The following is a 20,270-nucleotide window of genomic DNA, read 5'->3' as shown; positions in this document are numbered from 1 at the left end:
ATCGGTGGTGGGGCGGTCGCTGGCGGCTGGACGTCACGGGCGTACAGCCTAGGTGGTGCGCTAGGCGATGTTCTCCAGGTCCTCGATCTGCTCGCGCAGCTCGGCGGGGGTGAACTCGATGGCTTGGCGCTGACCGGGGCCCCGGTGCGCGGGGAGCAGGTCGACGAAACCGGGGTGCCGGTCCGTGAACTGCACGGTGGTCGGTTCGGCGGGGCCGTAGACGCCGCTCTCGGACGGCACGAACTCCCAGTAACCGACCTCGCCCTCGGTCGCCCAGGGGACGAACACCCAACCCGGCCGGCTGCCCAGCAACCGGGTCACCTCGTCCTCCAGGGCGAACGCCGCCGCGCGCGAGGCGATGCGGCCCCGGTCCAGGGCCCTGAGCCACCAAGGTGCGGGTGCCTCGGGACCCACCGCGCGGAACATGGCGAGCACTTGCTGCTCGTCGGCCCGGTGGATCCAGGCTCGACGCGTCTGTGCGGGTGAGTCGGCGAGGCCGACGCCTCCCGCGGCTTCGATCGCGTGCGACCATTCCAACGCCAACATCGGTTCGACGCGAAGGGCGTGGTCGCGTTGCCGTGGCAGCTTCTTGGACCCGGTTGCCGAGTGGTCGGCGTTCAGGTCCGGATCAAGCACCGTCACGGGTTCACCTCCGGGGGGTTCCTTGACGGGGGACATCCGAATTCGCGTGCGGGCAGGCGCCTGCCTCACGATTCGCGCTTTCCATCTGACCCGGTTCAGAAGCGCTTGTCATGGGGCTGTGCCGGAGTTCACGACGTCTTAACGAACGCCTTACTCCGCTTGCCGGAATCCGGAAGTGTGAAACATCGTCGACCTGGAATATCTGTGATGCCGAACACAGGGGGAATTGGTGACGGGGAGAGCGGTTGTCGCCGCGGTCCTGCTCGCGTTGCTGGCGCCGGGAGTGGCCCGGGCGCAGACGATCGAGGAGCAGCAGTGGCACCTGGCCGCCTTGGAGGTGTCCGCCGCGCACGCCATCACGCGCGGTGACGGCGTGGTCGTGGCGGTGGTCGACTCGGGCGTGGACGACACCCGCCCGGACCTGGCGGGCGCGTTGCTGCCGGGCACCGGTTTCGGCTCGGCGAGCGGCACGGACGGCACCGAGGACAACGACGGCCACGGCACCGCGATGGCGACGCTGATCGCCGGACGGGCGGTGGACGGCGGCGCGCTCGGCGTGGCGCCCGGCGCGATGATCATGCCGGTCTCGGTCGGCGCGGACGGCGACAAGTTCACCACCGCGTCCGTCGCCGAGGGCGTGACCTGGGCCGTCGACCAGGGCGCCGACGTCATCAACCTGTCCCTGACCTCGCTCGCGACGCTCACCCCGGACCTGCTGCGGGCGGTCAACTACGCGTTCGACAACGACGCCGTGGTGGTCGCCGGCACCGGCAACGACGGTGACGAGCACGTGGGCGCGCCCGCGAACATCAAGGGCGTGATCGCGGTCTCCGGCACGATCGAGGGCAACGGGCCGTGGCCGGAGTCCAACACCGGCCCGGAGACCGTGCTGGCCGCGCCCGCGCAGCGCATCGTCACCGCCGTGCCGGTGTCGGTCGTGGACACCGGCTACGCCGAGGTGGACGGCACGAGCGCGGCGACGGCGCTGGTCTCGGGCGCGGCGGCGCTGGTGCGCGCCCGCTACCCGGAACTGGACGCGGGCAACGTGGTGAACCGGCTCATCGCCACGGCCACCGACCTGCTCGCGCCCGGCCGGGACGACGTGACCGGGTTCGGCCAGGTCGACCCGGTCGCCGCGCTGACCGCCGAGGTGCCGCGGGTGGAGCGCAACCCGCTGGCGCCGCCGCCGCGCACCTCGTCGGCCGCACCGCCGCCGACCTCGGGCGAGGACCTGGCCGCGCCGCCGGCCGAGGCGGACGGCGGCACCCGGCTGCTGGTGGCGTTCGGCGGTCTGACCGCGGTGGGGATCGTGGTGGCGGCGGTGAGCCTGCTGCTGGCCCGGCGCAGTCGGGTCCGCCGCGCGCCGGTGCCGGTCGTCACCGAAATCCCGCCGCCGTCCGACGACTTCTGGCGCGACGACCGGTTCTGAGCCGTGACGCGGTCGGCGAATCGGTTTCCCGGTGCTCCGGGAGAGCGCCGGTCACTCGGTCGCGTGATATTCCACGGATTCCTTCGTGAGTTGCATGAAGGCCTCTTCGAGTGAGCCGAGTTGCGGGCTCAACTCGTGCAACGTGATGCCGTTCGACGCGGCCAGCTCGCCGATGAACGCGGGTTCCACCCCGTGCACGACGAGCGCGCCGTCGGACGCGGTGGCCTCGGCGATGCGGGCCCGGCCGTCGAGCAGCTCGCGCAGCCGGTCCAGCTGCGGCGAGCGGACGCGCACGGTGTCCTCGGTGGCGTCGGCGATGAACTGCTCGGTGCTGGTCTGCGAGATGAGCTTGCCGCGCCCGATCACGATCAGGTCCTGCGCGGTCTGGGCCATCTCCGAGAGCAGGTGGCTCGACACGAACACGGTGCGGCCCTCGGCGGCCAGCCGGTGCATGAACTGGCGGATCCAGAGGATGCCCTCGGGGTCGAGGCCGTTGACCGGCTCGTCGAACATCAGCACCTCGGGGTCGCCGAGCAGGGCGCCCGCGATGCCGAGCCGCTGGGACATGCCCAGCGAGAACCCGCCGGCGCGGCGCTTGGCGACCTGGGTGAGGCCGACCGCGTCCAGCACCTCGTCCACGCGCTTGTCCGGGATCCGGTTGGACCGGGCGAGCCACTGCAGGTGCGCCCGCGCGGAGCGGTTGGGGTGCACCCACTTCGCGTCCAGCAGCGCGCCGACCACGCGCAACGGCTCGCGCAGGGACCGGTAGTCCTGGCCCTTCACGGTGACCTTGCCGCGGGTGGGGCGGTCGAGGCCCAGGATCATCCGCATGGTGGTGGACTTGCCGGCGCCGTTGGGCCCGAGGAAACCGGTGACCCGGCCCGGCTGCACGCTGAACGACAGGTCGTCCACGGCCACGGTCCTGCCGTAGTGCTTGGTGAGGCCGGTCGCTTCGATCATGACATCTCCCGTCCGATCTAACGCTTGTGGCGAAACCTAAAGCAGAAGAGCCCGGGCCACCCCCCGAAGGTGACCCGAGCTCCCCCTTTTCCCCCGGCTGCCCGCGCGCCGGCCCCCGAATGCCGGCGGCGCGGGAGTGCCCGTTACGCGTCCCGCCGCTTCACCACGACGAGCGAGATGACGTAGATCGCCAGCGCGATGGCGGCGAAGTACGCGAACGAGCCCCACGGGCTCAGCTCGCCGATCGCGGGCGGGCCCGCGCCGTCCGGGATGGCGCTCGCGTCCGGGTCGCCCAGGATGAACTTCTGGGCCACCAGGAACGGCATCCAGTTCTGGATGTCGTCGCCGATGTTCGGGATGAGCCCGACCACGTTCTCGAGCACCAGCGCGAACACCAGGATGATCGACACCGCGCCCGCGGTCTGCCGCACCAGCGCGCCGATGCCCAGGGCGAGCAGCGCGCCCGCGCCGTAGATCAGGCCGACGCCGGCGACGTGCCGCCAGTCGTTGGCGGAGGTCAGCGCGAGCTGCGAGTTGTCGGACGCGAGCACCCAGCTCAGGCCCCACGACCCGAACGAGGCGGCCAGGCCGACCAGGGCGGACAGCAGCACCACGACGACCGCCTTGGCGACCATCGGCGAGGTGCGGTCCGGGGCCGCCTGGAACGTCGACTTGATCGTGCCGAAGCGGTACTCGGTGGTGACCGCCAGCGCGGCCATCACCATGATCACGTAGAGCCCGAACGTGTGGGTGAACACCGCGCCGATCACCGGCATCGGGGCGTTGTCCCAGTTGGCGGCGATGATCGCGGTCAGACCGAGGGTCAGGCCGAGCGCCAGCAGCATGCACCACCACGGCGAGCGGGTGGAGAACAGCTTGATCCGTTCAACGGCGAGCAGAGTCATCGGTGGTCACTTCCCCGTCTCGGCGAGTTCGGCGTGGTACTCGACAGAATCGCCGGTGAGCTGCATGAATGCCTGTTCGAGCGAACCGCGCTGCGGGCTCAGCTCGTGCAGCACCACGCCGCTGGCCGCCGCGATGTCACCGATCTCGTCACTGAGCACACCCGACACGGTGAGCGAGCCGTCGGCGTCCTCACGGACGGTGAAGCCCTTGTCGATGAGCATCGCGCCCAGCTTGTCCGCGTGCGGGCTGCGCACCCGGACGGTGTTCTCGGTCGACCGCTCCACGAACTCGGTGGTGCTGGACTGCGAGATGAGCTTGCCGCGCCCGATGACCACGAGGTCCTGGGCGGTCAGCGCCATCTCCGAGAGCAGGTGGCTCGACACCAGCACGGTGCGGCCCTCGGCGGCCAGCCCCTGCATGAACTGGCGGATCCAGAGGATGCCCTCGGGGTCGAGGCCGTTGACCGGCTCGTCGAACAGCAACACCTTCGGGTCACCCAGCAGGGCGCCCGCGATGCCGAGCCGCTGGGACATGCCGAGGGAGAACCCGCCGGCGCGGCGCTTGGCGACCTTGGTCAGGCCGACCATGTCCAGCACCTCGTCCACCCGGCGGTCGGGCAGGCCGTTCGACTTGGCCAACCACTGCAGGTGCGCCCGCGCGGAGCGGTTCGGGTGCACCCACTTGGCGTCGAGCAGCGCGCCGACGGTCCGCAGCGGGCGGTCGAGCTGCGCGTACGGCTTGCCGCCGATGAGCACCTGGCCCGCGCTCGGCCGGTCGAGGCCGAGGATCATGCGCATGGTGGTGGACTTGCCCGCGCCGTTCGGGCCGAGGAACCCGGTGACCCGACCGGGCTCGACGGTGAAGGACAGGTTGTCCACCGCCACCGTCTTCCCGTAGCGCTTGGTGAGGCCGACAGCCTCGATCATGATTTCTCCCCTGGACGACACATCCCCCGGACTAGGCAGAACCCTGCCCGGTCCACCGGGTCTCGCACATCGGTCTGTAGTTGACTCGTCGGTGCGACTTCAGTCTTATCGTGGTCGCTACCTCGGTTGTAGTAATCCGTGTTCACCCTGAGTTGTCCCCTAGGCGTTCACCGGGTCGTTCTCAGGGATGGGACGGCCGCGGCCGGGACCGAAGCGGGCATCCGCGCGTGTCCTACCTCCAGAACGCGCGTGTCCTACGTTCGGAACGCGTGAGTCCTACGTTCAGGACACCCGAGTTGAACGCTCGGACCGCGGCGGACCGCGGCGGACCGCGACGCCGGGCGGTGGGACGGCCCGGCTAGGCCGCGAAGTAGCGGTCCAGCACGGCCGCCGCGCCGTCGTCGAAGATCGTGCCGGTGACCGCGTCGGCCACCTCCTGCACGGCGACCGGCGCCTGGCCCATCGCGACGCCGTGCGCGGCCCACCGCAGCATCTCGACGTCGTTGGACCCGTCGCCGATGGCCAGCGTGTCCCGCTCGGACACGCCGAGCGCGGCACGCAGGTCCTCCAGCGCCGCGCCCTTGGTCACGCCGGGAGGCGACAACGTCAGCCACGCCTCGTTGTGGTCGCACGACGCCGTCACGCCCGGCAGCTCGACGTCGAGCATCCGCAGCGCCAGCTCCTCCGGCGTGCGGCCGACCCAGCGCATGACCAGCCGGGACGTCGTGGTGGCCACCAGCTCCTCGTACGGCACCTGGCGCACCTCGCCCCACAGGTCGCCGTCCGCGAACCGGCCGAACGCCAGGTTGCCGACCCCGGTCAGCTCGACCGCGAACACCGCGTCGGGCAGCAGGCCGCGCAGGTGCTCGACCGACGGCCCGGGGTCGAACTCGACCTTGCGGATCACCTCGCGGGTGGTCGTGTCCCACCACACCGCGCCGTTGGAGCAGATCGCGGTGGTGCCGCGCAGGCCCAGGTCGTCGATGATCGGCCGGGTGCCGATGAGGCTGCGGCCGGTGGAGAGGACGACGTGCGCGCCGTCGTCCACGGCCCGGCCGATGGCCGCGCGCACGGCCGGCGCGATGTCCTCGCGACCCACGGGGGTGATCGTGCCGTCGATGTCCAGGGCGATGAGGCGTGGTCTCCAGGTCACTGGTGTCACCCTACTGGGCGAGCATTAATGAACCATGGTTCAATAATCCCGTGGCACGACCGAAGACGATCACGGACGAACGGCTGCTGGCCGCGGCGGCGGAGGTGATCGGCCGCAAGGGGCCGGGGTTCACCGTCGCCGACGTCGCCGAGCGGGCGGGCGTCTCGGTGGGCACGGTGGCCGGCCGGTTCGGCTCGAAGAGCGGCCTGCTCCAAGCCCTGACCAGGCAGACCATGGACGGGAACGTCCGGCGGATGCACGCCGCGGCGGCCGCCGCGGCGGACCCGGCCGAAGGGCTGCGGGCGGCGTTGCTGACCTGGTTCGAGGGCATGACGGACCCGGCCGCGGCGCAGAACCACCTGGCCCAGCTCGGTGTCGACCTGATCGACCCGGAGCTGCGGGCGCTGCTCGCCGAGCTGTACGCGGCGACCGAGCGGACCGTGGTGGAGCTCACCCGCCCGGTGGACCTGCCGCACGGCCCGCCGCCGGAACGCGCGGCGCGGGTGCTCACCGGGTTGCTCTACGGCGTGTCGATGGACTGGTCCGTCCGACCGCGCGGCGAGCTGGCCGACCGGCTGGCGGAGGACGTGGACGCGGTGCTGGACGCGTGGAAGGGGAGATGATGTCGGCGTTGGAGGGCAAGGTCGCGGCGGTCACGGGCGCGACGCGGGGCGCGGGGCGCGCCATCGCGGTCGAGCTGGGCGCGGCGGGCGCGACGGTGTTCGTCGGCGGGCGGTCGACGCGCGGGCACAAGTCGCCGATCGGCCGGGACGAGACGATCGAGGAGACGGCGGAGCTCGTCACGGCGGCGGGCGGGCGCGGCATCCCGGTGCGGTGCGACTTCACCGTGCCGGCGGACGTGGACGCGTTCCGGGCCCGCGTCGAGTCCGAAGGGGACGGTCGGCTGGACGTCCTGGTGGACGACGTGTGGGGCGGCGAGGCGGACACCGAGTTCAAGGTGTTCTGGGAGCAGGACCTGGACCGGCAGCTGCGGATGTGGCGCAACAGCATGGAGGCGCACTTCGTCACCCTGCACCGCCTGCTGCCGCTGCTGATCCGCGAGCCGGGCGGGCTGCTGGTCGAGATGACCGACGGCGACAGCGACGAGTTCTACAGCCAGTCGCTGGCCTACGACTCGGTGAAGGTCGGCATCCGGCGGATCGGCACGGTCATGGCGAAGGAGCTGGAGGCGTTCGGCGGCACGTCGGTCGCCGTCACGCCGGGGTTCCTGCGGTCGGAGCAGATGCTGGAGCACTTCGGCGTGACCGAGGAGAACTGGCGCGACGCCATCGCCCGGGAACCGCACTACGCGATGTCGGAGACGCCCCGCTACGTGGGCCGCGGCGTGGCGGCGCTGGCCGCCGACCCGGACCGCCGGCGGTTCACCGGCAAGGCGCTCGCCTCGTGGACCCTCATGCGGGAGTACGGCTTCACCGACGTGGACGGCTCGCGGCCGGACTGGGGCCGCTGGTTCGAGGAGGTCTTCAAGGCGGGCGTCGACCCGACGACGGCGGACGTGTCGAAGTACCGGTGACCCGCGCGGGGCTCGTCCGGCCGGTCACACGTCGCCCGGCCGGACGAGCCCCGTCTCGTACGCCAGCACCACGGCCTGCACGCGGTCGCGCAGCTCCAGCTTCGCCAGGATGCGCCCCACGTGCGTCTTCACCGTGGCCTCCGACAGGAACAGCTTCCGCGCGATCTCGGTGTTCGACAGCCCCTTGGCGATCAGCACCAGCACCTCGCGCTCCCGCTCGGTCAACGCCTCCAGCACGGCCGCGTCCCGCAGCTCGCCGCCGCCCTCGCCGAGGAACCGGCTCAGCAGCCGCTTGGTCACCGAGGGCGACACGACCGCGTCGCCGCTGGCCACCGCGCGCAACGCCGACACCAGGTCGCCCGGCGGCGTGTCCTTCAGCAGGAAGCCGGACGCGCCGTTGCGCAACGCCGACAGCGCGTACTCGTCCAGGTCGAACGTGGTCATCACGAGCACCTTCGCGGTGCCCGCCTCGGCGATCCGCTTGGTCGCCTCGACCCCGTCGAGCACGGGCATGCGCACGTCCATCAGCACCACGTCCGGCCGCAGCCGTTCGGCCAGCTGCACGGCGTCGAGCCCGTTGGCCGCCTCACCGACCACGTCGACGTCCTCTTGCGCGCCGAGCACCATCCGGAAGCCCATGCGCATGAGCTCCTGGTCGTCCACGAGCAGTACCCGGATCACGAAGTCACCTTTCCCAGCCAGACCGGCACCCTACGACGGGACCAACGGCAGCACGGCCCGGACCCGCCACCCGCCGCCGGGGTTGGGTCCCGCTTCCAGCGCGCCGCCGAGCACGCCGGCGCGCTCGCGCATGCCGATCAGGCCGTTGCCGCCGGATACCGCGACCAGGTCGTGCGGCGTGCCGAACCCGTCGTCGGCCACCTCCACCTCCACCTGATCACCTGCCTGGGTGACGCGGACGGTGGCCGAGGCTCCCGCGCCCGCGTGCTTCAACGTGTTCGTCAGCGCTTCCTGCACGATCCGGTAGATACCGAGCCCCAGGCCCGCGGGCAGCGCGGAGAGGTCGCCCAGCGTCTCCAGCCGGACGGGCAGCCCGGCGGCCCGGCAGTTCTCGGCCAGCTCGTGCAGGTCGCCCGCGTCGGGCTGGGGCACCCACTGCGTGCCGGACTGGTCCTCCGACCGCAGCACGCCCAGCAGCCGCCGCAGCTCGGTCAACGCCTGCCGCCCGGTGTCGGCGATGGTCCGCACGGCGGCCTCGGCCAGGTCGGGGTCGGACTTGATCGCGTAGCTCGCGCCGTCGGCCTGCACCACCATCACGCTCACCGCGTGCGCGACCACGTCGTGCAGCTCGCGCGCGATCCGGGACCGCTCCTCGCCGACCGCGATCCGCGCCTGCTGGTCGCGTTCGGTCTCCAGCAGCTTCAGCCGCTGCTCCAGCTCCCGGTTGTAGGCGCGGCGGGCGCCGACGAACTCGCCCATCGCCCAGCTGAACCCGAACACGGCCGCGATCACGAACACCATGAACGCGGCCTCGACGCCCGCGCTCATGGGCCACAGGGCCCACACGAACGTGCCGACGGCCAGCCAGATCGCGTACAGCAGGCCCTGCCGCCTGCCGACGTAGGCGACCATCGTGTACAGCGCGATGGCCAGCGAGAAGTCCGCCAGCCGGACCGGCATGCCGGTGGCCAGGTCGCCGTGGGTGAGCAGTTGCAGCGCCCCGCCGAACAGGATCACGTAGGACGAGCCGAGCGGGTGCTTGCGGCGGAAGACCACCGGCACGATCAGCATCGCGCCGACGAACAGCAGCGTGGAGCCCGGCACGGTGGACTGGTTCGCGCCGAGCACGCCCAGGTCGAACACGAGCAGCAACCCGGCCATCAGGGAATCCCCGAAGACCGGGTGCGCTCGCATCCACAGGCTCAGCCGCCGCACGTGACCAGGTTAGGTAGGGGTCGCGGCGCCGCGCGTCGCGCCACGGGTTGACCCGCCCTAATCCCACAGGCGGATGAACCGGCGCGGGCTACCTGGTGGTCTTGATCTGCGTCGGGTCGATCTTGCCGTCGACGGCGTCCGGCACGCGCGGCGCGGGCGCGCCGCGCACCGGCTCGACGCGCGTCTGCGGCGGCACCGACCGCTGCTGCTCGTACTGGCGGTGCTCCTCGGACATCTCGTCGGCCAGCTGCTGCTGGAGCTGCCGGTCGCGGATGCGGCCGAGGATCATCATGGTCACCGCGTGCACCAGGGCCAGGACCAGGAGCATGACGCCGAGCTTCACCACGACGTCCTTGACCGGATCGCCGGTCTGGATGGTGATGATCGACACCATGGCCAGCAGCCCGAGCACCACGAGGTGGAACAGCACGGTCGCCAGGCGGGTCATGGACCTGGCTGCTTCCGGGTCGCCGTAGGCCCGGCTCATGTACCCCCTCCCGCTGCGGTAGATGAGCTGGCCGTCGATCAGCACCAGCACCACGCCGAGCAGCAGGAACACCGCATATCCCTGTTCCATGCGTGACCTCCCTCGTCGGTCGCGGAAATACCCCCGTCGCCGCGTTCGCAAACCGCGCGCCACCCGTACGTGGCACGATCTCGGGCGTGACGACGCAGGCCAAGCAGCTCGCCGGTCCGCTCTCGGCGGCGGTCGCGAACCTCTGCGCCGGCCTGCGCCCGCAGGTCTCGCCGGCGACCGCGGCCGGGCTGGGCGAGGTGCTGCGGCGGTTGTCCGCGCCGTTGCAGGTGGCCGTCGCGGGTCGGATCAAGTCCGGCAAGTCGACCTTGGTCAACGCGTTGATCGGCCGCCGCGTCGCGCCCACGGACGTCGGCGAGTGCACCCGGCTGGTCACCCGCTTCCAGTACGGCACGGTGGACCGGATCGAGGTGGTGTTCACCGACGGCCGCAAGCAGGTGCTGCCGTTCGAGGCGAACGGCTCGATCCCGCCGGACCTGGGTGTCGACGTCGAGCGGGTCTCGCACATCGAGGCCTACCTCACCAACGCCGTGCTGCGGGACCTGACCGTGATCGACACCCCCGGCCTGGGCTCGCTCGACGCGGCGTCGGTGGCGCGCACCGAGGCGCTGCTCGGCGCGGTGGCCGAGGCCGACGGCCTGGACGCGGTGTCGCGCAACGCGGTCGCCGGCGCCGAGGCGGTGCTGTACGTGGTCACGCAGGGCGTGCGGGCGGACGACCAGCAGGCGCTCGCCGCGTTCACCGCCGCGACCGCCGGCCGCGAGGCCGGGCCGGTCAACGCGATCGCGGTGCTGAACAAGGCCGACACGATCGCCGCCGAGACCGTGGCGGGCTCGGGCGGCGACACGTGGCAAGCGGCGGTGCTGCTCGCCGAGCGGCAGGCGCTGACCCTCAAGCCGCGCGTCGCGGACGTGCTGCCGGTGATCGGCCTGGTCGCCGAGTCCACCGAGACGGGCGGCTTCACCTCGGCCGACGCGGACGCGCTGCGCAAGCTGGCCGAGCTGGACGACGCGACCCGCGAGACCATGCTGATCTCGGCCGACCTGTTCGTTGGCTGGGAGTGCGACGTGCCGGTCGGCACCCGCACCCGGCTGCTGGAGAAGCTGGACCTCTACGGCATCCGCAAGGCGCTGGAAGCCGTGGACGCCGAACCGGGCATCACCGCGGGCGCGCTGCGCCGCAAGCTGCTCGACGCCTCCGGGCTGGACGGCGTGCGGGCCAAGCTCAACGCGGTGTTCCGGTCCCGGGCCGACGGGATCAAGGCCGCCGCCGCGCTGGCGTCGGTGACGTCGCTGGCCGCCGCCTCCGGCGACCCGAACGAGCGGCAGCGCGTGCACGACGCGATCGAGGTGCTGCTGGCGAAGCCCGAGGCGCACCAGCTGCGGCTGCTGGAGGCGTTGACGCTGGTCGCGTCCGGCGCCGTGGCGATGCCCGGCGACCTGGTGGAGGAGGTGCTGCGGTTCGGCAGCTCGCCGGACCTCGCCGAGCAGCTCGGCCTGCGCGGCAGACCCCCGCAGGAGCTGCTGGCCTACGCCCTGGAGCGGGCGGGCTGGTGGCGTTCCTTCGCGTCGTTCGGCGCCACGCCCGCGCAGAGCCGGGTGGCGCACGTGGTGCACCGGGCGTATTTCCTGATCTGGCAACAACTGCGGGGACGGCGATGAGCGGAACGGAACAGGGCGGCACGGCGTCGGATGACGCTGTGGAGACGCACCCGGGAGCGACGCTGGAGAAGACCATCGCCGACGAGCTGCTCGACCAGGCGCTGGCCGAACGGCGCGCCCTGGTCCAGCTGTGCCTGTACGCGCTGGACCGCGCCCGCAGCGCCGGGGTGGTGGAACGGCTCGAAGAGGGTTTGGCGGCGATCGGCGTGACCGCGCTGCGGCCCGACGGCGAGCGGTTCGACCCGTCGCGGCACGAGGCGGGCGGCACCGTGCCGACGCCGGACGCGTCGCTGGACGGCGTGGTCGCCGAGACCGAGGTGGTGGGCTTCGCCGATCGCGGCCGGACGCTGCGCGCGCCCGTCGTCACCGTCTACACCGCCCGATGAGCACCCTGCCGCAGGTCGTCCGGCAGACCAGGGAGAAGCTGACCGCCCTGGTCCGCTCGCTCGACCCGTCGGCCGCGTCGTTCGTGGAGACCCGCCGGGCCGGTCCGGCGTCCGTCGTGGTCGTCGGTGAGACCAACCGGGGCAAGAGCTCGCTGGTCAACGCCATGCTGGCGACGCCGAACCTGTCACCGGTGGACGCCGAGGTGGCCACCGCGACCTACCTGGTGTTCCGGCACGGGCAGGAGTGGTCGGCCCGCGCCTGCTACGCCGGGTCGATGTCGCCGGTGCCGTTCGAGCGGTCCGAGATCGTGAACTGGGTGTCGGCGGCGCACGAGCTGCCCGAGGGGATGCTGCCGCCCCGGTACGTCGAGGTCGAGGCCCCGATCCCGCTGCTGGAACGCCTGTCCGTGGTGGACACCCCGGGTGTCGGCGGCCTCGACTCGGTGCACGGCGAGCTGGCCGCCGAAGCCGCCGCGACCGCGACCGCGCTGCTGTTCGTGGTCGACGCCTCGGCCCCGTTCACGCGCGGTGAGCTGGACTTCCTCCGCACGGTCGGCGAACGCGTCGAGACCGTGGTCTTCGCGCTGGCGAAGGTCGACCAGTACCGGGGTTGGCGGCAGGTGCTGGAGGCCGACCAGGCGCTGCTGGCCGAGCACGCGCCGAGGTTCCGCGGCGCGACGTTCCACCCGGTGTCCTCGCGGATGTTCGAGCTGGCGGCCAAGACGCCGAACCCGGACGCGGCGGCGATGCTGCGCGACCGGTCCGGGATCGGCGCGTTGCAGGAGGCGTTGCAGGAGCTGGTGGTCGGCCGGGCGGCGATGCTCGGCGAGGCCAACGGGCTGCGCGCGCTGGCCACCGTGCTGGACGAGCTGATCGCGCGCAACGAGGCGGACAAGCGCGCCCTGTCGTCGGGCGAGGAGGAGGCGGAGACGCTGCGCGGGCGGCGCGACGAGCTGAACTCCCAGCGCCGTTCGTCGACGCGCAGCTGGCAGGTGCGGCTGCGCGGCGAGGTGCAGCGGGCGCGGGTGGAGGGCGCGCACGAGGTGAGCCGCCAGATGAGGGACGTGCAGACGTGGTTCCGCACGGCCATCGACTCGGCCGACCGCGAGCGGCTGGCGGCGCTGCCGCACGAGGTCGACACGGCGTTGCAGGTGGTGTCGGGGCGGATCAGCGCCGGGTTGGGCGTGCGGCTGTCCCGGGTCGCCGACTCGGCGTTGGCGGACCTGTTCTCGCCCGAGGAGCTGGCCGTGATCCGGGGCCAGTTCGCGCGCGGCGTGACACCGCCGGTCGTGCTGCGGCCACCGGAGAAGCGCGCGCCCACGGCGGAGGACAAGCTGCTGGTGTTCATGGGCGTGTCCGGCGGGTTGGGCGCGGGCCGGCTGGCCGCGTTGCCGCTGGCCGGGCTCGGGGTGGCGGCGCTGAACCCGATCGTGCTGCCGGTGACCATCGCGCTGGGGCTGGGCGCGGGCTGGTGGATGGCCCGGACCAGGAAGCACTCGGCCGACAAGCAGCACCTCAAGCAGTGGCTGTCGGACGCCATCGCGGACGCCCGGTCCACCGTGGACCAGCTGGTGGCCGAGCAGTTGATCGAGGCCGAGCAGCAGTTGTCGCTGGCGTTGGACGACGCGCTGGGCAAGCGGGTCGACGCGATCGAGGCGGAGCTGCGCGAGGTCGACAAGGCGCTGCGCATGGAAGCGGGCGAACGCACCAAGGCGCTCCAAGCCGTCACGCGCCGCCTGGCCGAGCTGACCGCCGGCCGCACGAAGGTGGACGAGCTGCTGGCCCGCATCCGAGCCGTCCGCGACCGCACCTGACTCTGCGTGATCAGAACGCCACTTCCGCACATCACCCCAGGTCATTCCGGTTCGGGTGCCGAGAGCGGGCGCCGACGCTTCCGCAGTGGAACCGAACAGGCATAACGTGAGTCCAACCGGTACAGCACGCAGGAGGGTGGGACACGGTGTACATCGACGAGACAGGCGCGGCCGACGGCGAGCTGAAGGTCACGGTCGGCGACGAGGAGTACACCGCCGAGGCGACCTTCGACCTCGACCAGGACGGGATCGAGGAGAGCGCGGTCGTGGAGACCGACGACGGCGGCCACCTCGCGTTCAGCGACACCGACGGTGACGGCGACGCCGACCTGATGAGCACGTTCGACTCGGACGGCGAGCTCACCTCCCAGGCCGAGTTCGACGAGGACTCCGGCGAGTGGGTGGCCGTCGACCCGTCGGACGACCGGACCGAGCAGACCAACACGAACGCCGGCAAGGCCATCGTGGTCGACATGGAGGGCGGCGCCGACCAGAACGTCGGGCCGGCCACCGAGGACACCGACGGCGACGGCCGCGCCGACACCGCGGTGGTGAAGGACGAGGACGGCGACACCTGGCTCTTCACCGACGCCGACGGCGACGGCAACGCCGACCTGGCCACCGAGATCACCCAGGACGGCGAGGTCACGGTCTCCCGGCACACCGGTGACGACGAGTGGACCGAGGTCGAGCACGGCCGCATCGGCGAGGACGGCAAGTACACGCCGGACAGCGACGAGGCCTGGTCCGAGCAGAAGGTCACGGTGTCGGGCGTGGTCCGCATCGACTCCGTCACCGGCCAGTGGATCAGCCCGAACTGACCCGCGCCAGGAACGCCTGCCACCCGCGGGCCGCGAACACCAGTCGCGGCCCGTCGGCGTTCTTCGAGTCCCGGACGCCCACGGTCGCTTCGCCGAACCGCACCTCGACACAGGCATTGCTACCGCCGGAGCTGCGGCTGCTCTTGGTCCACCCCGTGTCGCGCGCGGTCACGTGCCCTCCTTGATCCGCCCGATCAGCAGCGCCCGGGTGTCCGCCCGGCTCAGCGCCAGTTCCTTGACCCGGGCGAAGATCCGCCGCATCGGTTCGACGTCTTCGGGTTGATCGTAGTAGGGCGCGGGACCGTGGAGGCTGGTCGCGAAGCCGACCGGGGTGGAGTGGGCGAAGTCCAGCACCACCAGACCGCCGCCCAGCGCCGGGTTGTCCGGCGTGCCCGCCGGCACCACGCCGATGTCGAGTGCGGGGTAGCTCTCCAGCAACTGGAGCAGGTGCAGCACCTGGCCGCGCATCACCGACCCGTCGCCGATCACGTTGTCCAGCGAGTCCTCGGTGAAGACGATCTCGATCCGCTTGGCGGCCCCGGTTTCGAACACCCGGCGCTGGTGGTCGAGCCGGAAGGCGGTGCGCTCGGCGGTCTCCGACTCCGAGTCCGACCAGTAGATCGAGTTGGACAGCGCCATGAGCGCCCGGACGTAGTCCTTCGACTGGACCAGGCCGGGGATCACTCCGCACTCGTACCAGCGGACCCTGGTGGCGGCGGCCTGCAACTCCGCCAAGCGTTGGAAGGGTTCCGGCAGGTTGTCGACGTATCCGCGCCGAGGTGCCCGCCGCCGGGCTGCCGCGCCGAGCGCCAGGATGGTCTCGCGCTCCCGGCCGTGAGCGCCGTAGAAGTCGAGGAGCTTGGTCAACTCGTCGACGCCGAGCCCGCCCTTGCCGTTCTCGACCTGGCTGATCCGGCCGGGCGTGCGGCCGATCACCGCGCCGGCTTCACCCTGGGACTTCTTCGCCTGGGTGCGCAGCCGGGTGAGGGCGAGCCCGAGTTGAAGGCGCTCGATGGTCTGCCGCGCCAGCGCCATGTGTCCACTCCATCGGGTTATCGCTAACGGGCTATCGAAACCCTAATCTATAGGGGTTACTCGGCGTGTCCGAGGACATACAACCAGCTAGGAGGAGAAGCGTGGCGCAGAGGGTGATCCGCAAGGATCGTGAGCGGCGGGAGTGGCTGCTCCGGTGCCAGACCGACCGGGGCGAAGCGGCCGTGTGCACGATCAACGTCAACAACGGGGTGCTGGAGCTGCTGGGCCCGGACGACAAGTTCTGCTTCCAGCTCGAGGACACCTCGATCGCGGACTTCCGGGCGGCGTTCGACGCGGCCATCGCCCGTGCCGAGGCGGACCTGACCGCCGATAAACCAGGTGCGGGGGTCGTGCGCTTGTCGCGATGATGGCCGCGTGGTCATCCGCCCGCTGACGGCCGACGACATCGGCGCGGTCGTGGAGCTCTCGCTGCGCGCGTGGGCTCCGGTGTTCGACTCGTTCCGGGCCGCACTGGGCGTTGCGATCTACACCGCGCTGTTCCCGGACTGGGAGTCGAGCCAGGCCCGAGCCGTCGAGGACGTCTGCCGGGACGACGCGACAGCCGTGTGGGTGGCCGACCGACTGGACCGGGCCGTGGGTTTCGTCGCGGTCCGGGTGGGGGACGGCGAGATCCACATGCCGGCCGTCGACCCCGACCACCAGCGGCAGGGCATCGGCTCCGCCCTCACCTCCTTCGCCGTCGAGCGCCTGCGCGAAGCGGGCGTCACGCCGGCCGTCGTCAACACGGGCGGCGACCCCGGCCACGCGCCCGCCCGCCGCACCTACGAACGCGCCGGCTTCACCGCGTTCCCCCAGGTCCAGCACTACCGCCGGCTGGACGGGCCAAATCCCTTGCAGGGCAACTGAAAGCGCCGTAGAACAGCCTTCTGGAACGGTCGAGTAATTCGGTCAATTCGTCACTGGAATTCCTCCACGTGAACATGAGAGCGCTCTCACGGTTCACCGGTCTGTCACCCGGTGGTGTGGTGATCGACGCACCGGGCCGCCCTTGCATTCCGCCGACTAAAGCGCAGGTCACAGGCCGATTTGTGGTGATCGGGTGCTGAATCGATTCCAGAATCGGTTTTGTGAGCCAGCCGACAGGTCTGATGTGCGTTACCCGGGATTAACCCGGCTAACCTCCGTCTATCCCTTAAACGGCACGCCCTCCACCGGGCGGGCGGAGCCATTCGCAGAGGACGTCCCACCAGGACAACGGCGTCCACCGTGGGCTGGCGCTCAGCTAGGAGACGAGACGAGATGACGGCAGTGACCATTCCCGGTCTCGACCACGCACCGACCAACCACGCGCGCCTGGTGTCCTGGGTCCGCGAGGTCGCCGAGCTGACCTGCCCCGATGAAGTGGTGTGGGCCGACGGCTCCCAGGACGAGTGGAACCGGCTCACCGCCAAGCTCGTGGACGCGGGGACCTTCGTTCCGCTGAAGAAGAAACCCAACTCGTTCTGGGCGGCGTCCGATCCCACCGATGTGGCGCGGGTCGAGGAGCGCACGTTCATCTGTTCGGTGGACCCGCGGGACGCGGGCCCCACGAACAACTGGATGGATCCCGCCGAGATGAAGTCGGTGATGACCGACCTGTACCGCGGGAGCATGCGCGGCCGGACGATGTACGTGATCCCGTTCTGCATGGGCCCGCTCGACGCCGAGAAGCCGATGCTGGGCGTGGAGATCACGGACTCCGAGTACGTGGTCGTCTCGATGCACATCATGACCCGCATGGGCACGAAGGCGCTCACCCGATTCGGTGAGGACGCCGACTTCGTCCAGGCGCTGCACTCGATCGGCGCGCCGCTGGAGCCGGGCCAGGACGACGTGCCGTGGCCCTGCAACGAGACGAAGTACATCACGCAGTTCCCCGAAGAGCGGATGATCTGGTCGTTCGGCTCGGGTTACGGCGGCAACGCGCTGCTGGGCAAGAAGTGCTACTCGCTGCGCATCGCCTCGGTGATGGCGCGCGACGAGGGCTGGCTGGCCGAGCACATGCTGATCCTCAAGCTCACCTCGCCCGAGCAGAAGGCCTACTACATCGCGGCGGCGTTCCCCAGCGCCTGCGGCAAGACCAACCTCGCCATGCTGGAGCCCACCATCCCCGGCTGGAAGGTCGAGACGCTGGGCGACGACATCGCGTGGATGCGGTTCGGCGAGGACGGCCGGCTGTACGCGGTCAACCCGGAGAACGGCTTCTTCGGCGTCGCGCCCGGCACCGACTACCACACCAACCCCAACGCGATGCGCACCATCGAGAAGGGGAACTCGCTGTTCACCAACGTCGCGCTGACCGACGACGGCGACGTGTGGTGGGAGGGCATGAGCGAGCAGCCGCCCGCGCACCTGACCTCGTGGAAGAAGCAGGACTGGACGCCCGGCGGCGAGGAGCTGTCGTCGCACCCGAACTCCCGCTACTGCACGCCGATCGCCCAGTGCGACATCAAGGCTCCCGAGTGGGAGGACCCGAAGGGCGTGCCGATCTCGGCGATCTTCTTCGGCGGTCGCCGCGCCACCACGATCCCGCTGATCACCGAGTCGCGCGACTGGCAGCACGGCGTGTTCATGGGCGCCACCCTGTCCAGCGAGACGACCGCCGCGGCCGTCGGCAAGACCGGTGTCGTGCGGCGCGACCCGATGGCGATGCTGCCGTTCATCGGCTACCACGCCGGTGACTACTTCCAGCACTGGATCGACACCGGCAAGTCGGCCGACGCGGACAAGCTGCCGAAGATCTTCTACGTGAACTGGTTCCGCCGGGGCGAGGACAAGCGGTTCCTGTGGCCCGGGTTCGGCGAGAACTCGCGGGTGCTGAAGTGGGCCGTCGAGCGCATCGAGGGCAAGGCCGCCGCGGTGGAGACGCCGATCGGCCACGTCCCGACCGCCGCCGAGCTGGACCTGGACGGCCTGGACGCGCCGCGCGAGGACATCGAGGCCGCGCTGGACTTCGACGCCGACGAGTGGCGCGCCGAGATCCCGATGATCGAGGAGTGGTTCGCCAAGATCGGCGAGAAGGTGCCGACCTCGCTGCGCGACGAGCTGGAGGCCCTGAAGCTCCGCCTCGGCTGAGCATCGACGAACCCAAGACCCCCATGGCGGGAGACCCGGTGGCCAACGGCGTCCACCGGGTCTCTTTTTGGTTGCTCCGGGTGATTTCCCGCTCGGCCGGAGGTACCAAGGAAGAGTGACCCAGCAGGACGATTTCCTCGGCGGACTGCACTACGACCGCCCGCCGGCGGCGGAGGCGGGGCCCGCTCCGGGGGTCGTGCGGTATCACCCGGTCGGACGGCCGGCGGGGCGGGCGCGCCCGCGGGTGTCGGCGTGGTGGCACGTGACCGGCTTCCTCCTCGGGGTGGTCGCCGCCGGGCTCGGGGCGGTCGCGTGGGGCTACGCGCTGGACCAGTTCGACGAGGTCCGGCTGCGCGGGCTGGTGGCGTTGGGACTCGCGGGACTGCTGGTGGGTCTGGTGTCGCTGGGGAAGCTGTCCCCAGCCGCGCCCCTCGCCGCCGGGCTCGCCGCAGTGGTGGGTTCGGTGGTGTACGAAGTGGGTACCCTCCCGTTCTTGCCGGTGCTCAGGCCGGTGTTCGACAGCGGTGGACCGGTCCTGGTCGGCGTGCTGCTCGTGGTGTCCGCCTGGCGCCGGCGCTAGTTGTCCACAGGTTGTGGATGGAACTGTGCACAGCCTGTGGGTCGGTGGGGACAGCTGGGGACAACCGGCCCCCGACCGGGCTCAGCCGGGCAGCGCGGTGGTGCCCAGGCCCCACAGCCGGCCGGTGAACGGGCGCGTCGCCTCGGCGTAGCAGATCGCCGTCGTGTAGCCCTCGGACCACGCCTGGCTGCCGAACGCCCGCCACGACGCGAAGACGTCCTCGCGCGCCGCGCCGACGTAGTTCGTCACCGCCTTCGCGCAGTGCTCGGCCGCCTTGGCGTTCACTTGGTCGAGAGACGGCGTCGGGTCCCGGTGATCACCCAGCGCGAGCACGCCCGGTACGGCCTCGGCCTTGTGCGGTTGGTCGCAGGCGGTGATCCCGGCGTCCTTGGCCTCACCCGGTGACGCGGTCGCGCACAGCTGCACCGTGCCGAACCCGGCCGCCTTGAGGAGGTCCTTGGCGCTGGTCTTGCGCCGCGCCCGGGAACCGTCGGGCTCGAGCTCCACCACCGTGCACACGCGCCAGCGGTCGCCCTTCGCCCAGCCGTCCCGGCTCGGCCACAACGCGTGGGCCTGCAACCGGGTGGCGTCGTGGTCGGGGCTGCCGAGGTACTCGGTGAGGGCGGCCCGGCACGCGGGCAGGGCGGCCCGCCGCAGGTCGCGGTCGTTCGGGTAGGCCGCGCCCAGGCCCTCCAGGACGCCGACGCCGGTCACCTCGGCCTCGTGCTCGGCCGTGCAGTCGACCACGTCCAGGCCGGCGCCCGTGCACTGGCCGGCCTGGGGCAGCTGGTCGGCGGTCGGGGTGAGGGAGGGCCGGACGACCTCGGCGTCCGGCACGCCCGGCACCCGGGCCGTGCAGGCGGCGAGCGACAGCGCGACCAGTGCCACGACCGCCGCCCGCCAGCCCTTCACACGGG

The 20,270-nt window shown here is 71.4% G+C and carries 22 protein-coding genes; 11 read left to right on the top strand and 11 right to left on the bottom strand.

All coding sequences use genetic code 11. The features are described 5' to 3' along the window. Positions 1–60: 60 nt before the first annotated feature. Complete coding sequence (locus IOD16_RS36320) at positions 61–546, bottom strand: hypothetical protein (RefSeq protein WP_236594588.1); 486 nt, start codon at positions 544–546, stop codon at positions 61–63. Between the two features lie 325 nt (positions 547–871). Between IOD16_RS36320 and IOD16_RS36315 the strand changes: the two genes are divergently transcribed. Further along, positions 872–2,071, top strand: a complete 1,200-nt coding sequence (locus tag IOD16_RS36315; RefSeq protein WP_236594587.1) for a S8 family serine peptidase — start codon at positions 872–874, stop codon at positions 2,069–2,071. 51 nt (positions 2,072–2,122) lie between these two features. On the opposite strand, the gene IOD16_RS36310 is transcribed toward IOD16_RS36315, so the two are convergent. The 4 genes from IOD16_RS36310 to IOD16_RS36295 form a co-directional block, all read right to left on the bottom strand. Continuing rightward, positions 2,123–3,031 carry an ABC transporter ATP-binding protein gene (locus IOD16_RS36310; protein WP_123744886.1) on the bottom strand — a complete coding sequence of 303 codons (909 nt, stop codon included), beginning with the start codon at positions 3,029–3,031 and terminating at the stop codon, positions 2,123–2,125. A gap of 143 nt (positions 3,032–3,174) precedes the next feature. Further along, the gene (locus IOD16_RS36305; RefSeq protein ID WP_123744887.1) at positions 3,175–3,936 is read right to left on the bottom strand and encodes a hypothetical protein; all 762 of its coding nucleotides are present in this window, start codon (positions 3,934–3,936) and stop codon (positions 3,175–3,177) included. Between the two features lie 6 nt (positions 3,937–3,942). Then, positions 3,943–4,863 carry an ABC transporter ATP-binding protein gene (locus IOD16_RS36300; protein WP_201437981.1) on the bottom strand — a complete coding sequence of 307 codons (921 nt, stop codon included), beginning with the start codon at positions 4,861–4,863 and terminating at the stop codon, positions 3,943–3,945. A gap of 358 nt (positions 4,864–5,221) precedes the next feature. Continuing rightward, positions 5,222–6,016 (bottom strand): HAD family hydrolase, encoded by a 795-nt coding sequence (locus IOD16_RS36295; protein WP_123744889.1) that lies wholly within the window; start codon positions 6,014–6,016, stop codon positions 5,222–5,224. Positions 6,017–6,066: 50 nt separating this feature from the next. On the opposite strand from IOD16_RS36295, the gene IOD16_RS36290 reads away from it, so the two are divergent. After that, positions 6,067–6,639, top strand: a complete 573-nt coding sequence (locus IOD16_RS36290; protein WP_201437980.1) for a TetR/AcrR family transcriptional regulator — start codon at positions 6,067–6,069, stop codon at positions 6,637–6,639. Then, a complete protein-coding gene (locus IOD16_RS36285) occupies positions 6,639–7,550 on the top strand; it encodes an SDR family oxidoreductase (RefSeq protein ID WP_442978140.1) in 912 nt (303 codons plus the stop codon). Before IOD16_RS36290 ends, IOD16_RS36285 begins: the two co-directional genes overlap by 1 nt. A 24-nt stretch (positions 7,551–7,574) precedes the next feature. On the opposite strand, the gene IOD16_RS36280 is transcribed toward IOD16_RS36285, so the two are convergent. The 3 genes from IOD16_RS36280 to IOD16_RS36270 form a co-directional block, all read right to left on the bottom strand. Then, positions 7,575–8,231, bottom strand: a complete 657-nt coding sequence (locus tag IOD16_RS36280; protein WP_053714464.1) for a response regulator — start codon at positions 8,229–8,231, stop codon at positions 7,575–7,577. Positions 8,232–8,261: 30 nt separating this feature from the next. After that, positions 8,262–9,425 (bottom strand): sensor histidine kinase, encoded by a 1,164-nt coding sequence (locus tag IOD16_RS36275; RefSeq protein ID WP_123748241.1) that lies wholly within the window; start codon positions 9,423–9,425, stop codon positions 8,262–8,264. A gap of 109 nt (positions 9,426–9,534) precedes the next feature. Then, a complete protein-coding gene (locus IOD16_RS36270; protein ID WP_201437979.1) occupies positions 9,535–10,023 on the bottom strand; it encodes a hypothetical protein in 489 nt (162 codons plus the stop codon). 86 nt (positions 10,024–10,109) lie between these two features. On the opposite strand from IOD16_RS36270, the gene IOD16_RS36265 reads away from it, so the two are divergent. The 4 genes from IOD16_RS36265 to IOD16_RS36250 all read left to right on the top strand — a co-directional run bounded on the left by IOD16_RS36265 (position 10,110) and on the right by IOD16_RS36250 (position 14,663). Further along, entirely contained in the window at positions 10,110–11,642 is a 1,533-nt protein-coding gene (locus IOD16_RS36265) for a dynamin family protein (RefSeq protein WP_123744893.1), read from the top strand. Continuing rightward, positions 11,639–12,028 carry a nucleotide exchange factor GrpE gene (gene grpE / locus IOD16_RS36260; protein ID WP_201437978.1) on the top strand — a complete coding sequence of 130 codons (390 nt, stop codon included), beginning with the start codon at positions 11,639–11,641 and terminating at the stop codon, positions 12,026–12,028. The genes IOD16_RS36265 and grpE overlap by 4 nt, the downstream gene beginning before the upstream one ends. Further along, a complete protein-coding gene (locus tag IOD16_RS36255; RefSeq protein WP_201437977.1) occupies positions 12,025–13,842 on the top strand; it encodes a dynamin family protein in 1,818 nt (605 codons plus the stop codon). The genes grpE and IOD16_RS36255 overlap by 4 nt, the downstream gene beginning before the upstream one ends. Before the next feature lie 146 nt (positions 13,843–13,988). Next, a complete protein-coding gene (locus IOD16_RS36250) occupies positions 13,989–14,663 on the top strand; it encodes a hypothetical protein (protein ID WP_123744896.1) in 675 nt (224 codons plus the stop codon). Here IOD16_RS36250 and IOD16_RS36245 read toward each other — a convergent pair. Continuing rightward, positions 14,650–14,835, bottom strand: a complete 186-nt coding sequence (locus tag IOD16_RS36245) for a DUF397 domain-containing protein (protein WP_201437976.1) — start codon at positions 14,833–14,835, stop codon at positions 14,650–14,652. The two genes, IOD16_RS36250 and IOD16_RS36245, sit on opposite strands and share 14 nt — an antisense overlap. After that, positions 14,832–15,698, bottom strand: a complete 867-nt coding sequence (locus tag IOD16_RS36240; protein ID WP_123744898.1) for a helix-turn-helix domain-containing protein — start codon at positions 15,696–15,698, stop codon at positions 14,832–14,834. The genes IOD16_RS36245 and IOD16_RS36240 overlap by 4 nt, the downstream gene beginning before the upstream one ends. 101 nt (positions 15,699–15,799) lie before the next feature. On the opposite strand from IOD16_RS36240, the gene IOD16_RS36235 reads away from it, so the two are divergent. The 4 genes from IOD16_RS36235 (at position 15,800) to IOD16_RS36220 (ending at position 19,353) form a co-directional block, all read left to right on the top strand. Next, positions 15,800–16,066, top strand: coding sequence for a hypothetical protein (locus IOD16_RS36235; protein ID WP_123744899.1), 267 nt, complete (start codon positions 15,800–15,802; stop codon positions 16,064–16,066). A 7-nt stretch (positions 16,067–16,073) separates the two neighbouring features. Further along, entirely contained in the window at positions 16,074–16,565 is a 492-nt protein-coding gene (locus IOD16_RS36230; RefSeq protein WP_201437975.1) for a GNAT family N-acetyltransferase, read from the top strand. Between the two features lie 393 nt (positions 16,566–16,958). After that, positions 16,959–18,773 (top strand): phosphoenolpyruvate carboxykinase (GTP), encoded by a 1,815-nt coding sequence (locus tag IOD16_RS36225; protein ID WP_123744901.1) that lies wholly within the window; start codon positions 16,959–16,961, stop codon positions 18,771–18,773. 115 nt (positions 18,774–18,888) lie between these two features. After that, positions 18,889–19,353 carry a hypothetical protein gene (locus tag IOD16_RS36220; RefSeq protein WP_201437974.1) on the top strand — a complete coding sequence of 155 codons (465 nt, stop codon included), beginning with the start codon at positions 18,889–18,891 and terminating at the stop codon, positions 19,351–19,353. 81 nt (positions 19,354–19,434) lie between these two features. On the opposite strand, the gene IOD16_RS36215 is transcribed toward IOD16_RS36220, so the two are convergent. Further along, positions 19,435–20,265 carry a septum formation family protein gene (locus IOD16_RS36215; protein ID WP_201437973.1) on the bottom strand — a complete coding sequence of 277 codons (831 nt, stop codon included), beginning with the start codon at positions 20,263–20,265 and terminating at the stop codon, positions 19,435–19,437. Positions 20,266–20,270: the final 5 nt, after the last annotated feature.

It is taken from the genome of Saccharothrix sp. 6-C, from assembly GCF_016695385.1.
Classification (GTDB): domain Bacteria; phylum Actinomycetota; class Actinomycetes; order Mycobacteriales; family Pseudonocardiaceae; genus Actinosynnema; species Actinosynnema texasense.
This window is presented reverse-complemented; position numbering and strand designations above follow the sequence as displayed.

Bases quoted from the DNA above. Each gene is read 5' to 3' on its own strand.
- IOD16_RS36320 (WP_236594588.1), bottom strand. From the start codon at position 546: ATGTTGGCGTTGGAATGGTCGCACGCGATCGAAGCCGCGGGAGGCGTC.
- IOD16_RS36310 (WP_123744886.1), bottom strand. From the start codon at position 3,031: ATGATCGAAGCGACCGGCCTCACCAAGCACTACGGCAGGACCGTGGCC.
- IOD16_RS36305 (WP_123744887.1), bottom strand. From the start codon at position 3,936: ATGACTCTGCTCGCCGTTGAACGGATCAAGCTGTTCTCCACCCGCTCG.
- IOD16_RS36300 (WP_201437981.1), bottom strand. From the start codon at position 4,863: ATGATCGAGGCTGTCGGCCTCACCAAGCGCTACGGGAAGACGGTGGCG.
- IOD16_RS36285 (WP_442978140.1), top strand. From the start codon at position 6,639: ATGTCGGCGTTGGAGGGCAAGGTCGCGGCGGTCACGGGCGCGACGCGG.
- IOD16_RS36275 (WP_123748241.1), bottom strand. From the start codon at position 9,425: ATGCGAGCGCACCCGGTCTTCGGGGATTCCCTGATGGCCGGGTTGCTG.
- IOD16_RS36270 (WP_201437979.1), bottom strand. From the start codon at position 10,023: ATGGAACAGGGATATGCGGTGTTCCTGCTGCTCGGCGTGGTGCTGGTG.
- grpE (WP_201437978.1), top strand. From the start codon at position 11,639: ATGAGCGGAACGGAACAGGGCGGCACGGCGTCGGATGACGCTGTGGAG.
- IOD16_RS36255 (WP_201437977.1), top strand. From the start codon at position 12,025: ATGAGCACCCTGCCGCAGGTCGTCCGGCAGACCAGGGAGAAGCTGACC.
- IOD16_RS36240 (WP_123744898.1), bottom strand. From the start codon at position 15,698: ATGGCGCTGGCGCGGCAGACCATCGAGCGCCTTCAACTCGGGCTCGCC.
- IOD16_RS36225 (WP_123744901.1), top strand. From the start codon at position 16,959: ATGACGGCAGTGACCATTCCCGGTCTCGACCACGCACCGACCAACCAC.